We start from the raw sequence: 13,849 nt of genomic DNA on the forward strand, positions 1-13,849 counted from the left end.
AGGTAGGGCGCCAAACGGATCAACCGGCCGGCCGCCTGGCCGTCGACCCAAGACGGAAGCCTATGAACCCGAATTTTCTGGATTTCGAACAGCCGATTGCTGACCTGCAAGCCAAGATCGAAGAGCTGCGCCTGGTTGGTAACGACAACTCGTTGAACATTGGCGAGGAAATTTCGCGCCTGCAGGACAAGAGCAGCGCCCTGACTGCCAGCATTTTCAACAATCTGACCAGTTGGCAGATTGCACGAATGGCTCGTCATCCGCGTCGTCCTTACACCCTGGACTACATCGAACACATTTTCACCGAGTTCGACGAACTGCACGGTGATCGTCACTTCTCCGACGACGCCGCTATCGTTGGCGGTGTCGCGCGCCTGGACGGTCGGCCAGTCATGGTCATCGGCCATCAGAAAGGCCGCGAAGTGCGCGAGAAAGTTCGCCGCAACTTCGGTATGCCGCGTCCTGAAGGCTACCGCAAGGCCTGCCGCCTGATGGAAATGGCCGAGCGTTTCAAGATGCCGATCCTGACCTTCATCGACACTCCGGGTGCTTACCCAGGTATCGACGCAGAAGAACGCAACCAAAGTGAAGCCATTGCCTGGAACCTGCGGGTCATGGCTCGCCTGAAGACCCCGATCATCGCTACCGTTATCGGTGAGGGTGGTTCCGGTGGCGCGCTGGCCATTGGTGTCTGCGATCAACTGAACATGCTGCAGTACTCCACCTATTCGGTGATTTCGCCGGAAGGTTGTGCGTCGATTCTCTGGAAAACCTCCGAGAAGGCTGCTGACGCTGCCGAGGCCATGGGCATTACGGCTGAGCGTCTGAAAGGCCTGGGTATTGTCGACAAGGTCATCGCCGAGCCTCTGGGTGGTGCGCACCGTGATCCGGCAGCCGCCGCCGCCTCGATCCGTGGTGAGTTGCTTGAGCAACTGGACATGCTGAAGAAGTTCGACAACGACGCGCTGCTTAAGCGTCGCTACGACCGTCTGATGAGCTACGGGCTCTGATCTGAAGGCATCGGTGCCCCGCTTGCAGGTGTGCCAGGCTCCTTTGTTGGGGCTTGGCATATCGGTGATCGAGCGCAGCGCGCTCGCTGACGAGGTGCACCGATGACAGACCTTTCCTCCAGGCTGCTCGCCAGCCTGGCGCCCTGGCGCAGCGCACCGTCCTGGTGTGTGGCGCTATCCGGTGGGTTGGACTCCAGCGTCCTGCTCCATCTGCTGGTGCTCTTGTCCCGCCAGCATGCCTTGCCCCCTCTACGTGCTATTCACATCCATCACGGTCTTCAAGCCGCTGCTGACGCTTGGCCGCAGCTTTGCCAGCAACGCTGCGACGCGCTCGGTATTGAGCTTCAGGTCATCCATGTCACGGTAGCGCCAGGTGCGAGCCTGGAGCAGGGCGCACGGGATGCACGCTACCGTGCGTTTACCGAAGCATTGCGCCCCGCTGAGGTGTTGTTGACGGCTCAGCACCGTGAGGATCAGGCTGAAACGGTGTTGTTTCGGTTGCTGCGTGGCGCAGGTGTGCGAGGGTTGGCGGCGATTCCGGTGCAGCGCCCATTGGGCGCGGGACAACTGGTGCGTCCGCTTTTGGCGGTGGGGCGCGAAGAGCTGGAGCGCTATGCGAGGCAGCAGGGGCTGGAGTGGGTCGAAGATCCCTCCAATACCGATAGTCGCTTCTCGCGTAACTACTTGCGCCATGACGTGTTCCCGGCATTGACCCGGCGCTGGCCTCAGGCGGCACTTAGCCTTGCACGTAGCGCTGTTCACCTCGAAGAGGCCCGGGTGCTGCTCGAGGAGCTGGCGCAGCAGGACCTGGCTCAGGCGCGCACTGACAGTGGCTTTGAATGGTTGGCATTGCCTTCGCTGGATTTGCCGGCACTCAGGGCGCTTTCCCCAGCACGCCAGCGCAACGCGTTACAGTGCTGGTTGGCCGGGTACACCCGTTTACCCGACAGCCGGCACTGGGCTGGCTGGGAAGATCTACGCGATGCAACCGAGGGTAGTCGTGCCCTGTGGCGCCTCACTGATGGTGAGTTGCACCGGTGTGGTGAGCGCATCTGGTGGTTGGCGGGTGACTGGCTGAAACCGCAGCCACCGAGTCAGTCCTGGAGTGATCCTGGCCGCCCACTGGCGTTGATCGATAATGGCTGTGTCCGGATAAGCGGTGACGCGCCGCAGGGCGTATTGCAGATTCGCTATCGTCAGGGCGGTGAAACGCTTCATGTGCCGGGGCGCGGTCAGCGCGATCTCAAGCGCTTGCTTAATGAGCGACATCTGCCGCTGTTCGTGCGTGCCCGGCTACCATTACTGTTTGCCGGTGATCGCTTGTTGGCGGTAGCGAACCTGCCGTCGCTGGCGCAGGATGGGTGGCAATTGCACTGGTCAGTACCGACGAACGAGCAAGGTTTGAGATGAGGGGCAGTTTCGGGTAGACTACGCTCCCTTCTTGATACAGCTTCTGTGACTTCATCGAAATCACGGCAGTTGCCGATTACCAAGCAGTTTTTTGCTGGGCGATTCTAAAAATGTTTAGCGAGCTCCGTACCGGGTTTTTTACCCCCGGTCTGTCCAGACGCGGCAGTTTTTTAAGATGCACTGTGATTGACGCAGGTGATCGGGGGCTTCGGCCTTCCTTCGCTTTCCCCGGCGGCGCAGACCGCTTTAACGCAGACTTCTAGGGTTTTTCATGACGCGCTACATATTCGTCACGGGCGGTGTTGTTTCTTCATTGGGGAAAGGCATTGCCTCGGCTTCATTGGCGGCCATCCTGGAGGCGCGGGGGCTCAAGGTCACCATGCTCAAGCTGGACCCGTACATCAACGTCGACCCGGGCACCATGAGCCCGTTCCAGCACGGTGAAGTGTTCGTTACCCACGACGGCGCCGAGACCGACCTGGACCTGGGCCACTATGAGCGGTTCATCCGCACCACCATGACCCAGAACAACAACTTCACCACAGGACGTGTCTACGAGCACGTGCTGCGCAAAGAGCGCCGTGGTGATTATCTGGGCGCGACCATCCAGGTCATTCCGCACATCACCGACGAGATCAAGCGCCGCATCATCAAGGGTGCTGGCGATGCCGACGTGGCCCTGGTGGAAATCGGCGGTACCGTGGGTGACATTGAGTCGCAACCGTTCCTCGAAGCGATCCGTCAACTGCGTGTTGAAGTAGGCTCCAAGCGTGCGATGCTGATGCACCTGACGCTGGTTCCATACATCGCCACTGCAGGTGAGACCAAAACCAAGCCGACTCAGCATTCGGTCAAGGAGCTGCGCTCCATTGGCCTGCAGCCAGACGTGCTGATTTGCCGCTCCGACCACCCGGTCGATGTGTCTTCCCGCCGCAAGATTGCCCTGTTCACCAACGTTGAAGAGCGTGCGGTGATCTCCCTGGAAGACGTCGACACCATCTACAAGATCCCGGCCGTATTGCACGCCCAGGGCCTGGACGATTTCGTCGTCGAGCGTTTCGGCCTGCAGTGCAACGGTGCCGACTTGTCCGAGTGGGAAAAGGTCGTCGACGCCAAGCTCAACCCTGAGCATGAAGTCACCATCGCCATGGTCGGCAAGTACATGGAACTGCTGGACGCGTACAAGTCGCTGATCGAAGCGATGAGCCACGCTGGCATCCAGAATCGCACCAAGGTCAACTTGCGTTACATCGACTCCGAAGACATCGAGAACCAGGGCACTGGCCTGCTCGAAGGTGCCGACGCCATTCTGGTACCCGGTGGTTTCGGTCTGCGCGGTGTCGAAGGCAAGATCACTGCCGTTCAATACGCCCGTGAGAACAAGGTGCCTTACCTGGGTATCTGCCTGGGCATGCAGGTTGCCGTGATCGAGTTCGCGCGTAACGTCATGGGCTGGAAAGACGCCAACTCCACCGAGTTCGATCGCAACAGCGGTCACCCGGTTGTAGGCTTGATCACCGAGTGGGCTGACGCTACCGGCGCAGTCGAAACCCGTACCGAAACCTCCGATCTGGGTGGCACCATGCGCCTCGGCGCTCAAGAGTGCCAGCTGGAGGGCGGCTCCAAGGTTCATGACTGCTATGGCAAGGACGTCATCGTCGAGCGTCATCGCCACCGCTATGAAGTGAACAACAACCTGTTGCCACAGTTGATCGAAGCCGGCCTGAAGGTTTCCGGTCGTTCCGGCGACGGCGCACTGGTTGAAGTTGTCGAGGCCAAGGATCATCCGTGGTTCGTCGCTTGCCAGTTCCACCCGGAGTTCACTTCCACGCCACGTGATGGCCACCCGCTGTTCAGTGGTTTCGTGAAAGCGGCCCTGGCACAACGGAACAAAGGCTGATCCATGACCCAGAAGATCATTCGCGTCGGTAACATCGAGATCGCCAACGACAAGCCAATGGTGCTGTTCGGTGGCATGAACGTACTGGAAAGTCGTGACCTGGCGCTCAAGGTCTGCGAAGAATACGTGCGGGTGACCGAGAAGCTCGGTATCCCTTACGTGTTCAAGGCCAGCTTCGACAAGGCCAACCGCTCCTCGATCAATTCGTATCGTGGGCCGGGCCTGGAAGAGGGCATGCGGATTTTCGAGGACGTGAAGAAAGCGTTCGGCGTGCCCGTCATCACTGACGTGCATGAGCCGGCGCAGGCGGCTGCGGTCGCCAAGGTCTGCGACATCATCCAGTTGCCGGCCTTCCTGTCGCGTCAGACCGACCTGGTCGTGGCCATGGCCAAGACCGGCGCTGTGATCAATATCAAGAAAGCCCAGTTCCTCGCACCGCAGGAGATGAAGCACATCCTGACCAAGTGCGAGGAGGCCGGTAACGATCAGTTGATCCTCTGCGAGCGTGGTTCCAGCTTCGGCTACAACAACCTCGTGGTGGACATGCTGGGCTTCGGTATCATGAAGCAGTTTGAATACCCGGTGTTTTTCGACGTCACCCACGCCCTGCAAATGCCGGGCGGCCGTGCCGATTCGGCTGGTGGTCGTCGTGCCCAGGTAACCGATCTCGCCAAGGCTGGCATCAGCCAAGGCCTGGCGGGTCTGTTCCTGGAGGCCCATCCGGACCCGGACAACGCCAAGTGCGATGGTCCATGCGCCCTGCGCCTGGACAAACTGGAGCCATTCCTGGCCCAGCTCAAGCAATTGGATGACCTGGTTAAGAGTTTTCCGACGGTAGAAACCGCGTAATCCTCATTTCTCCGGTAAAGTACCGCACGCTCAACCCCTGACCAACCGGTCAGGGTTCTATCCCCGCCAGGCTTGCCTTGCCTGTTTTTCCTTGCCTGGCGGCGGGCAAAGATTTTTCTCAGCTGCGTTGTTTTCGTCAATTTTGGAGTGCTTACAACAATGGCAAAGATCGTCGACATCAAAGGTCGTGAAGTTCTCGATTCGCGTGGCAACCCCACCGTCGAAGCGGATGTACTGCTCGACAACGGCATCATCGGCAGTGCCTGTGCGCCGTCCGGTGCTTCCACTGGCTCGCGTGAAGCGCTCGAGCTGCGTGATGGCGACAAGAGCCGTTACATGGGCAAGGGCGTACTGAAAGCCGTTGCCAACATCAACGGCCCGATCCGCGACCTGCTGCTGGGCAAAGACCCAATCGACCAGAAAGCCCTCGACCACGCCATGATCGAGCTGGACGGTACCGAGAACAAGGCCAAGCTGGGCGCCAACGCCATCCTGGCTGTCTCCCTGGCTGCCGCCAAGGCCGCTGCTCAGGACCAGGATCTGCCGCTGTACGCGCACATCGCCAACCTGAACGGCACCCCAGGCCAGTACTCGATGCCTGTGCCAATGATGAACATCATCAACGGTGGCGAGCACGCGGATAACAACGTCGACATCCAGGAGTTCATGGTTCAGCCGGTTGGCGCCAAGACCTTCTCCGACGCTCTGCGCATGGGCACCGAGATCTTCCACCACCTCAAAGCCGTTCTGAAGGCCCGTGGCCTGAACACTGCAGTAGGTGACGAAGGTGGTTTCGCGCCGAACCTGGCGTCCAACGAAGATGCACTGTCGGCCATCGCCGAAGCTGTGGCCAATGCTGGCTACAAACTGGGCACCGACGTGACCCTGGCGCTGGACTGCGCTTCCAGCGAGTTCTTTGAAGACGGCAAGTACGACCTGTCGGGTGAAGGCAAGACGTTCGATGCCAACGGTTTCGCCGACTACCTGAAAGGCCTGACCGAGCGCTTCCCGATCATCTCCATCGAAGACGGCATGGACGAGTCCGACTGGGCTGGCTGGAAAGCCCTGACCGACAAGATTGGCGAGAAGGTACAACTGGTCGGTGATGACCTGTTCGTTACCAACACCAAGATCCTGAAGGAAGGCATCGACAAGAAGATCGCCAACTCCATCCTGATCAAGTTCAACCAGATCGGTACCCTGACCGAGACTCTGGAAGCTATCCAGATGGCCAAGGCTGCCGGTTACACTGCCGTGATTTCGCACCGCTCCGGTGAAACTGAAGACTCGACCATTGCCGACCTGGCTGTCGGTACTGCTGCAGGTCAGATCAAGACCGGTTCGCTGTGCCGTTCCGATCGCGTCTCCAAGTACAACCAACTGCTGCGTATCGAAGAGCAACTGGGCGCCAAGGCGGTATACCGTGGCCGTGCCGAGTTTCGTGGCTAAGCAAGAAATGGTAAAAAGACAGCAGTGTGCCGCTGATCGGTCATACTGATCGTTAGCAACATGCTTGCTGCAGGCAATTGCCCACAAAGCCTGGCTTCGGCCAGGCTTCGTGCCATCAGCGACCTGCACAAGCAGCGGTCTTTTCCACTGGATACCTCGATGCGCAGTCCCTATTGGTTGTTCCTCGTTCTGCTCTTGTTGCTTGCCGGCCTGCAGTATCGTCTGTGGGTGGGTAATGGCAGCCTGGCGCAGGTCACCGAGCTCAAGCAGCAGATCGCTGATCAGCACGCCGAAAATGAACGGCTGCTGGAGCGTAATCGTGTGCTCGATGCTGAAGTGCTGGAGTTGAAAAAAGGTATGGAGACCGTCGAAGAACGGGCGCGCCACGAATTGGGCATGGTCAAAGAGGGCGAAACCCTCTACCAGTTGCCGCAATGACCCAGTCCCTGCCTGCCTTCTGGGCAGTGATCCCTGCTGCGGGCGTTGGCGCCCGAATGGCAGCCGACCGTCCCAAGCAGTACCTGCAATTGGGTGGCCGGACAATCCTCGAGCATAGCCTCGACTGTTTTCTTGACCATCCCTGCCTCAAAGGGGTGGTGGTCAGCCTTGCTGCTGACGATCCCTACTGGCCGGGCCTTGGTTGCGCGGCCGATCCACGCATCCGGCGAGCCGCCGGTGGTCGTGAGCGAGCCGATTCGGTGCTCAATGCGTTGTTGCTGCTGCACGCTCAGGGAGCTGATGACGCTGACTGGGTGCTGGTGCATGATGCGGCGCGACCGAACCTGGCGCGCACGGACCTGGATCGTCTGCTGGCCGAGCTTGCCGATGATCCGGTGGGTGGGTTGCTGGCAGTGCCGGCGCGAGACACGCTCAAGCGTGCTGATGCCCAGGGGCGGGTAGCCGCTACCATTGACCGCAGCACGGTCTGGCAAGCCTATACACCGCAGATGTTTCGCCTGGGCGCCCTGCACCGTGCATTGGCCGATAGCCTGGTGGCGGATGTAGCGATCACCGATGAGGCTTCTGCCATCGAATGGTCTGGTCAGGCCCCTAAATTGATCGAGGGGCGCAGTGACAACATCAAGGTCACCCGCCCGGAAGACCTTGAGTGGCTGCGTCAGCGCAGGGCAATGCGCGGCTGATTGTCGGTCAGGCGGGTTCCTGCGGCGTTCGGTACTCCGGAAGGCCTGCCAATCCTTCTCGCAAGTAGTCCACCAATTGGCGCACTTTGGGCGACAGATGTCGTTGTTGTGGGTACAGCGCCCATACAGCGGTGTTAGGTGGCTGGTGCGCTTCCAGCAGTGATACCAGTGCACCACTGCGCAGGTGCTCCTGCACATAGTAATCCGGCAGTTGGCACAAGCCGACGCCTAGCAGTGCTGCATCGAGCACTGCCTGGCCGCTGTTACAGCGCCAGTTACCTTGTACGCGCTGTGCAATTTCGCGCCCATCCTGTTGCAGCGGCCAGTTGTCCGAACTGCCAATCAGGCAGTTGTGTCGCGCCAGTTCCGAGAGGCTGTGCGGGCGGCCATAGCGCTCCAGATACGCAGGTGAGGCGCAGAGGTACATTCGCCGGGGCGCCAGGCGGCTGGCCACCAGTCGCGAGTCCTGCAGGCGTCCCAGTCGAATGGCCATGTCCATGCCCTCATGCAGCAGGTCCAGTGTACGGTTGGTCAGTTCGATATCCACCCGCAATTGCGGGTAAAGGGCCATGAACCGGGTCACCAACGGCACAATGAAACGTTCGCCGTACGCCACCGCGCAGGTCATGCGCAGCAGCCCCTTGGGTTCGCTGCCAAGGTCGCCCATGGCCCGCAGTGCTTCGTCACGACCATCTTGCAGACGCTGGCAATGTTGCAGGAACGTCTGTCCTGCCTCCGTCAGGCTGACCCTTCGGGTGCTGCGATACAGCAGGCGGGTCTGCAGGCGCTCTTCGAGGCGGGCAATTTGGCGGCTGATATGGGAAGACGAAACCCCAAGGCGCTCAGCTGCTGCAGTGAACTGTCCTGATTCGGCGACGGCGACGAACTCATCGAAGCCTTCCCAGTGACTGCTTGCCATCTATTATCCCTGTTCAGCATTAATGTTTTGCGTTTGACTGGATTATTCATCAAATGTTGATGAATTACACTTCAAGGCTGGAAACCGAACCTCTTTGCTGGAGAAGATTCATGATCAAGTCCCGTGCCGCCGTCGCCTTCGAGGCCAAGAAACCGCTGGAGATCGTTGAGGTCGATGTGGCCATGCCCAAGGCGGGCGAAGTACTGTTGCGCGTTGTTGCCAGTGGTGTTTGTCATACGGACGCCTACACCCTTTCCGGTGCAGACCCGGAAGGTATCTTCCCCTCGATTCTTGGTCATGAAGGTGGCGCTATCGTCGAAGCCATCGGTGAGGGTGTCACCTCGGTCGCCGTGGGTGATCACGTGATCCCGCTGTATACCCCAGAGTGCGGCAAGTGCAAGTTCTGCCTCTCCGGCAAGACCAATCTCTGTCAGGCCATTCGTGCCACGCAGGGCAAGGGCCTGATGCCTGACGGCACCACGCGCTTCTCCTACAAGGGCCAGCAGCTGTTCCACTACATGGGCACCTCGACCTTTTCCGAGTACACCGTACTGCCGGAAATCTCCGTGGCCAAAATCCAGAAAGAAGCGCCGCTGGAAAAAGTCTGCCTGCTGGGCTGCGGTGTCACTACCGGTATTGGTGCAGTGCTCAATACGGCCAAGGTCAAGCCAGGTGATACTGTCGCGATTTTTGGCCTCGGTGGCATCGGCCTGTCGGCGATCATCGGTGCAGTCAAGGCCAAGGCTTCACGCATCATTGCAGTGGACATCAACCCGGCCAAGTTCGAGATCGCTCGTCAATTGGGCGCGACCGATTGCGTCAACCCGAAAGACTACGACCGCCCGATTCAGGAGGTCATCGTTGACCTGACCGATGGTGGTGTGGACTTCTCCTTCGAGTGCGTTGGCAACGTGCAACTGATGCGTGCAGCGCTGGAGTGTTGCCACAAGGGGTGGGGTGAATCGGTGATCATTGGTGTTGCCGGTGCCGGTCAGGAAATCTCTACTCGTCCGTTCCAACTGGTCACGGGGCGCGTGTGGCGTGGCTCGGCCTTCGGCGGCGTACGTGGCCGCAGCGAACTGCCAAGCTATGTCGAGATGGCTGAAAAGGGCGAAATTCCGCTCGATACCTTCATCACCCATACCATGGGGCTTGAAGATATCAACAAGGCCTTCGACCTGATGCATGAAGGTAAGAGCATTCGCAGCGTCATCCATTTCTGAGGTCCGCCATGAGCCTGGAAAACCTTTCCTGCCAAAAGAGCTTCGGTGGTTGGCACAAGCGATATCGGCACCGTTCCAAGGTGCTGGGGTGTGACATGGTTTTTGCTGTCTACCTGCCGCCGCAAGCGGAGCAAGGCGGCAAGCTGCCCGTACTGTACTGGCTGAGTGGCTTGACCTGCACGGACGAGAACTTCATGCAGAAAGCCGGTGCGCACAAGCTGGCTGCAGAGCTGGGGTTGATCATCGTTGCTCCTGACACCAGCCCGCGCGGTGCCCAGGTGCCGGGTGATCCGGAAGGTGCCTGGGACTTCGGTCTCGGCGCCGGCTTCTACCTCAACGCCACAGAGCGGCCATGGGCAGAGCACTACCGCATGCACGACTATGTCGTCGAGGAACTGCCCGCACTGGTCGAGGCGCACTTTCCGGCCTCAGACAAGCGCGGTGTCAGTGGTCACTCCATGGGGGGGCATGGGGCATTGGTTTGCGCCTTGCGCAATCCGGGTCGTTACCGCTCCGTCTCGGCATTTGCCCCGATCACCAACCCGATGGATTGCCCTTGGGGGCAGAAGGCCTTTTCCCGTTATCTGGGAGAGGACCGTGCGCGTTGGCGTGAATGGGATGCCAGTGTCCTGATTGCCGAGGCGAGCGAGCGGCTGCCATTACTGGTTGATCAGGGTGATCGCGACGATTTTCTGGTCACTCAGTTGAAGCCGGAAGTCCTGGCCCAGGCGGCGCGCGTTGCTGGTCATCCCCTGGAATTGCGCCTGCAGCCGGGGTATGACCACAGCTACTACTTCATTGCCAGCTTCATCGATGACCATCTGCGTCATCACGCCGCTGCGTTGCGCTAGGGCTTCGGACAAATCAAGCCCAAGCCCGGGTAAAGCAGGTAGAATCACGCCCTGACTCAATCAGGGCGTTTTTCTATGCGTATTGGCCACGGCTACGATGTACATCGCTTCGCACAGGGCGATTTTATTACCTTGGGCGGTGTGCGCATTGCGCACTCTTCCGGGCTGTTGGCTCACTCTGATGGCGATGTGCTTTTGCACGCCCTGAGCGATGCCTTGCTTGGTGCGGCAGCATTGGGCGATATCGGCCGGCACTTTCCCGACACGGACCCGCAGTTCAAGGGTGCAGACAGCCGCGTGCTGTTGCGCCATGTGCTGGCCAAGGTTCAGGCCAAGGGTTGGAAGGTCGGCAATGTCGACGCAACCATCGTTGCCCAGGCACCGAAAATGGCGCCCCATATCGAAGCCATGCGCGCCCTGATTGCGCAAGACCTGCTGGTCGATATCGATCAGGTCAACGTCAAGGCCACCACCACCGAGAAGCTCGGTTTCACCGGGCGTGAAGAAGGCATTGCCGTTCACGCTGTTGCCTTGTTGCTGTCAGCATGACCGAACTTGAATTGCTTGGCCCGTGCGCATCGGGTCCATCCTTGGGGCATGCCGTGCTCAAGGCAACCGCAGAAGATTTTCAGGTCGACGAAGTACTCGACATACCCCTCTCCGGTGACGGCGAGCACCTGTGGTTGTGGGTCGAGAAACGCGACCTCAACACCGAGGAGGCAGCCCGCCGCCTGGCTCGTGCAGCCGGTGTGCCGGTGCGTAACATCAGTTATGCCGGCCTCAAGGATCGTCAGGCCCTGACGCGTCAGTGGTTCAGCCTGCACCTGCCGGGCAAAGCCGATCCTGACCTGTCTGCCGCAGAAAACGAAACCCTGCGAATCCTCAAGCGTGCCCGACATAAGCGCAAACTGCAGCGCGGTGCGCACTCGGCCAACGGCTTCACCTTGCGCCTGACTCAACTGTCGGCTGACCCCGTGGCTATTCAGGCCCGCCTGGAGCGTTTGCGCAGTGAGGGTGTTCCCAACTACTTTGGCACGCAGCGCTTCGGCCATAACGGTGGGAACATTGTCGATGCCCGTGGTTGGGCCGCCCGTCAGGCACTGCCGGAGCAACGTAATGTGCGTTCGCGGCTGCTTTCGAGTGCGCGTAGCTACCTGTTCAACCGGGTGCTGGCCGCACGCGTTGCCAACGGCACCTGGAACCAGGCGCAGGTCGGCGACTTGCTGGCCTTCACCGACAGCCGCAGTTTTTTCCCGGCAGGGGAGGCTGAGTGCCAAGATCCACGTCTTTCGATTCTTGACCTGCATCCAACCGGTCCACTGTGGGGCGAGGGTCTTTCTGCCACAGGGGGGGCTGTTGGTGAGTTGGAGCGGCGCATCGGTGAAGAAGAGGCCGTGTTATGCGAATGGTTGAGCAAGGCCGGTATGAGTCATGAGCGACGCATTCTGCGACTGCCCATTGGCGGTCTGACGTGGCATTATCCCGAGCCTGATATCCTGCAACTGGAATTCGTCCTTCCGGCCGGATGTTTCGCCACCGTTGTGGTGCGTGAACTCATCGATCTGGCGCCGGCAGGGCAGACGGACAGCCCATGCGTATTCTGATCTCAAACGATGATGGGGTTACGGCCCCCGGACTTGCCGCGCTGCATGCTGCGTTGGCGGATTATGCCGATTGTGTGGTGATTGCCCCGGATCAAGACAAAAGCGGCGCGAGCAGCTCATTGACCCTTGACCGTCCGCTGCACCCGCAAACCCTGGCCAACGGTTACATCAGCCTTAATGGCACACCAACCGACTGCGTGCACCTGGGCCTTAATGGTCTGTTGCCGCATACCCCCGACATGGTGGTTTCGGGCATCAACCTGGGCGCCAATCTGGGCGATGACGTGTTGTATTCGGGCACGGTCGCCGCAGCCCTGGAAGGGCGTTTTCTCGGTGGCACCTCGTTCGCATTCTCGCTGTTGTCACGTCTGCCCGATAATCTTCCCGCGGCAGCCTATATTGCACGCCGGTTGGTGGAGGCGCAGAGCCGCTTGACGCTGCCTGCGCGTACGGTGCTCAACGTCAATATTCCGAACTTGCCGCTGGAGCATATCCGCGGTATCCAGCTGACACGCCTCGGTCATCGTGCGCGAGCTGCGGCACCGACCAAGGTGGTCAATCCTCGAGGCAAGGAAGGTTACTGGATCGCGGTAGCCGGTGATGCGGAGGATGGTGGGCCGGGCACTGATTTCCACGCGGTGATGCAGGGTTATGTATCGATCACTCCGTTGCAGCTCGATCGCACCTTCAATGAGGCGTTTGAGCACCTCGATGGTTGGCTGGAGGGCGTGCTCTGATGCGTGAGGACGATCTGGCGCGCCGCGGTATAGGCATGACCTCTCAGAGGACCCGTGAACGGCTGATCCAACGGCTGTGTGAAGAGGGTATCTCCAACCCGCAGGTGTTGGAGGTCATTCGCCGTACGCCACGTCATCTGTTCGTCGATGAAGCGTTGGCGCACCGCGCCTATGAGGACACCGCGCTGCCGATTGGCAACAACCAGACCATCTCTCAGCCCTTCATTGTGGCGCACATGAGTGAGTTGTTGCTTGAGGCCGGCCCGTTGGACAAAGTGCTGGAAATTGGCACCGGCTCTGGCTACCAGACCGCTATTCTGTCCCAACTGGTTGAGCGGGTATTTTCGGTTGAGCGCATCAAGGTGCTGCAGGACCGGGCCAAGGAGCGTTTGCTTGAGCTGAACCTGCGTAACGTGGTGTTCCGTTGGGGAGATGGCTGTGAAGGCTGGCCAGCCTTGGCGCCTTACAATGGCATTATTGTGACCGCAGTTGCCCCTGAAGTTCCGCAAGCCTTGCTTGATCAGCTCGCTCCAGGCGGGCGCATGGTGATACCGGTGGGGGCCACAGGGGAGCTGCAACAACTGATGTTGATCGTTCGTGAAGAGAACGGTTTCTCCCAGCGTGCGCTGGGGGCGGTGCGTTTCGTGCCATTGCTGAACGGCCCGGTGGCCTGAGCCAGGCTTTTTTCGGCATGAACGAATTCTCTCGCAGGTTTCGAGTCTACTGGCCGGTCCGTTGCAAACATTCTGAGTAAA

General features: G+C 59.8%; 14 protein-coding genes. 13 read left to right on the forward strand and 1 reads right to left on the reverse strand.

The genetic code is table 11. From position 1 onward, the window contains the following. Positions 1-62: 62 nt before the first annotated feature. The 7 genes from accA (at position 63) to ispD (ending at position 7,760) form a co-directional block, all read left to right on the forward strand. The gene (gene accA / locus IE038_RS13355; RefSeq protein ID WP_099773730.1) at positions 63-1,010 is read left to right on the forward strand and encodes an acetyl-CoA carboxylase carboxyl transferase subunit alpha; all 948 of its coding nucleotides are present in this window, start codon (positions 63-65) and stop codon (positions 1,008-1,010) included. A 102-nt stretch (positions 1,011-1,112) separates the two neighbouring features. Further along, complete coding sequence (gene tilS, locus IE038_RS13360) at positions 1,113-2,420, forward strand: tRNA lysidine(34) synthetase TilS (protein WP_189395762.1); 1,308 nt, start codon at positions 1,113-1,115, stop codon at positions 2,418-2,420. A gap of 271 nt (positions 2,421-2,691) precedes the next feature. After that, complete coding sequence (gene pyrG / locus IE038_RS13365; protein WP_099773732.1) at positions 2,692-4,320, forward strand: CTP synthase; 1,629 nt, start codon at positions 2,692-2,694, stop codon at positions 4,318-4,320. Between the two features lie 3 nt (positions 4,321-4,323). Further along, positions 4,324-5,169 (forward strand): 3-deoxy-8-phosphooctulonate synthase, encoded by an 846-nt coding sequence (gene kdsA, locus IE038_RS13370; RefSeq protein WP_163938010.1) that lies wholly within the window; start codon positions 4,324-4,326, stop codon positions 5,167-5,169. Between the two features lie 159 nt (positions 5,170-5,328). After that, positions 5,329-6,618 carry a phosphopyruvate hydratase gene (gene eno / locus IE038_RS13375; RefSeq protein ID WP_163938007.1) on the forward strand — a complete coding sequence of 430 codons (1,290 nt, stop codon included), beginning with the start codon at positions 5,329-5,331 and terminating at the stop codon, positions 6,616-6,618. 159 nt (positions 6,619-6,777) lie between these two features. Continuing rightward, positions 6,778-7,056, forward strand: a complete 279-nt coding sequence (ftsB, locus tag IE038_RS13380) for a cell division protein FtsB (RefSeq protein WP_099773735.1) — start codon at positions 6,778-6,780, stop codon at positions 7,054-7,056. Then, entirely contained in the window at positions 7,053-7,760 is a 708-nt protein-coding gene (gene ispD / locus IE038_RS13385) for a 2-C-methyl-D-erythritol 4-phosphate cytidylyltransferase (protein ID WP_189395763.1), read from the forward strand. The genes ftsB and ispD overlap by 4 nt, the downstream gene beginning before the upstream one ends. A gap of 7 nt (positions 7,761-7,767) precedes the next feature. Here ispD and IE038_RS13390 read toward each other — a convergent pair whose 3' ends face one another. Then, the gene (locus tag IE038_RS13390; RefSeq protein WP_163938004.1) at positions 7,768-8,679 is read right to left on the reverse strand and encodes a LysR substrate-binding domain-containing protein; all 912 of its coding nucleotides are present in this window, start codon (positions 8,677-8,679) and stop codon (positions 7,768-7,770) included. A gap of 110 nt (positions 8,680-8,789) precedes the next feature. Here IE038_RS13390 and IE038_RS13395 point away from each other — a divergent pair, with 110 nt between their 5' ends. From IE038_RS13395 to IE038_RS13420, 6 genes are all read left to right on the forward strand, one after another. Then, complete coding sequence (locus IE038_RS13395) at positions 8,790-9,902, forward strand: S-(hydroxymethyl)glutathione dehydrogenase/class III alcohol dehydrogenase (RefSeq protein WP_163938001.1); 1,113 nt, start codon at positions 8,790-8,792, stop codon at positions 9,900-9,902. An 8-nt stretch (positions 9,903-9,910) separates the two neighbouring features. Beyond that, a complete protein-coding gene (gene fghA / locus IE038_RS13400; RefSeq protein WP_163937998.1) occupies positions 9,911-10,753 on the forward strand; it encodes an S-formylglutathione hydrolase in 843 nt (280 codons plus the stop codon). A gap of 75 nt (positions 10,754-10,828) precedes the next feature. After that, positions 10,829-11,302: a 2-C-methyl-D-erythritol 2,4-cyclodiphosphate synthase gene (gene ispF, locus IE038_RS13405; protein WP_163937995.1), complete on the forward strand. Its 474-nt coding sequence runs from the start codon at positions 10,829-10,831 to the stop codon at positions 11,300-11,302. Then, a complete protein-coding gene (gene truD, locus IE038_RS13410; protein WP_163937992.1) occupies positions 11,299-12,357 on the forward strand; it encodes a tRNA pseudouridine(13) synthase TruD in 1,059 nt (352 codons plus the stop codon). The genes ispF and truD overlap by 4 nt, the downstream gene beginning before the upstream one ends. After that, positions 12,345-13,094, forward strand: a complete 750-nt coding sequence (surE, locus tag IE038_RS13415; protein WP_163937989.1) for a 5'/3'-nucleotidase SurE — start codon at positions 12,345-12,347, stop codon at positions 13,092-13,094. The genes truD and surE overlap by 13 nt, the downstream gene beginning before the upstream one ends. Before the next feature lie 35 nt (positions 13,095-13,129). Continuing rightward, positions 13,130-13,768, forward strand: a complete 639-nt coding sequence (locus IE038_RS13420) for a protein-L-isoaspartate(D-aspartate) O-methyltransferase (protein ID WP_189395779.1) — start codon at positions 13,130-13,132, stop codon at positions 13,766-13,768. Positions 13,769-13,849: the final 81 nt, after the last annotated feature.

Source organism: Pseudomonas laurentiana, from assembly GCF_014648275.1.
Lineage (GTDB): Bacteria > Pseudomonadota > Gammaproteobacteria > Pseudomonadales > Pseudomonadaceae > Aquipseudomonas > Aquipseudomonas laurentiana.

What these genes read in the sequence shown, in the direction of transcription:
- ftsB (WP_099773735.1), top strand. Translation starts at nt 6,778, where the DNA reads ATGCGCAGTCCCTATTGGTTGTTCCTCGTTCTGCTCTTGTTGCTTGCC.
- tilS (WP_189395762.1), top strand. Translation starts at nt 1,113, where the DNA reads ATGACAGACCTTTCCTCCAGGCTGCTCGCCAGCCTGGCGCCCTGGCGC.
- ispD (WP_189395763.1), top strand. Translation starts at nt 7,053, where the DNA reads ATGACCCAGTCCCTGCCTGCCTTCTGGGCAGTGATCCCTGCTGCGGGC.
- pyrG (WP_099773732.1), top strand. Translation starts at nt 2,692, where the DNA reads ATGACGCGCTACATATTCGTCACGGGCGGTGTTGTTTCTTCATTGGGG.
- ispF (WP_163937995.1), top strand. Translation starts at nt 10,829, where the DNA reads ATGCGTATTGGCCACGGCTACGATGTACATCGCTTCGCACAGGGCGAT.
- accA (WP_099773730.1), top strand. Translation starts at nt 63, where the DNA reads ATGAACCCGAATTTTCTGGATTTCGAACAGCCGATTGCTGACCTGCAA.
- IE038_RS13395 (WP_163938001.1), top strand. Translation starts at nt 8,790, where the DNA reads ATGATCAAGTCCCGTGCCGCCGTCGCCTTCGAGGCCAAGAAACCGCTG.
- surE (WP_163937989.1), top strand. Translation starts at nt 12,345, where the DNA reads ATGCGTATTCTGATCTCAAACGATGATGGGGTTACGGCCCCCGGACTT.
- eno (WP_163938007.1), top strand. Translation starts at nt 5,329, where the DNA reads ATGGCAAAGATCGTCGACATCAAAGGTCGTGAAGTTCTCGATTCGCGT.
- IE038_RS13420 (WP_189395779.1), top strand. Translation starts at nt 13,130, where the DNA reads ATGACCTCTCAGAGGACCCGTGAACGGCTGATCCAACGGCTGTGTGAA.
- kdsA (WP_163938010.1), top strand. Translation starts at nt 4,324, where the DNA reads ATGACCCAGAAGATCATTCGCGTCGGTAACATCGAGATCGCCAACGAC.
- truD (WP_163937992.1), top strand. Translation starts at nt 11,299, where the DNA reads ATGACCGAACTTGAATTGCTTGGCCCGTGCGCATCGGGTCCATCCTTG.
- IE038_RS13390 (WP_163938004.1), bottom strand. Translation starts at nt 8,679, where the DNA reads ATGGCAAGCAGTCACTGGGAAGGCTTCGATGAGTTCGTCGCCGTCGCC.
- fghA (WP_163937998.1), top strand. Translation starts at nt 9,911, where the DNA reads ATGAGCCTGGAAAACCTTTCCTGCCAAAAGAGCTTCGGTGGTTGGCAC.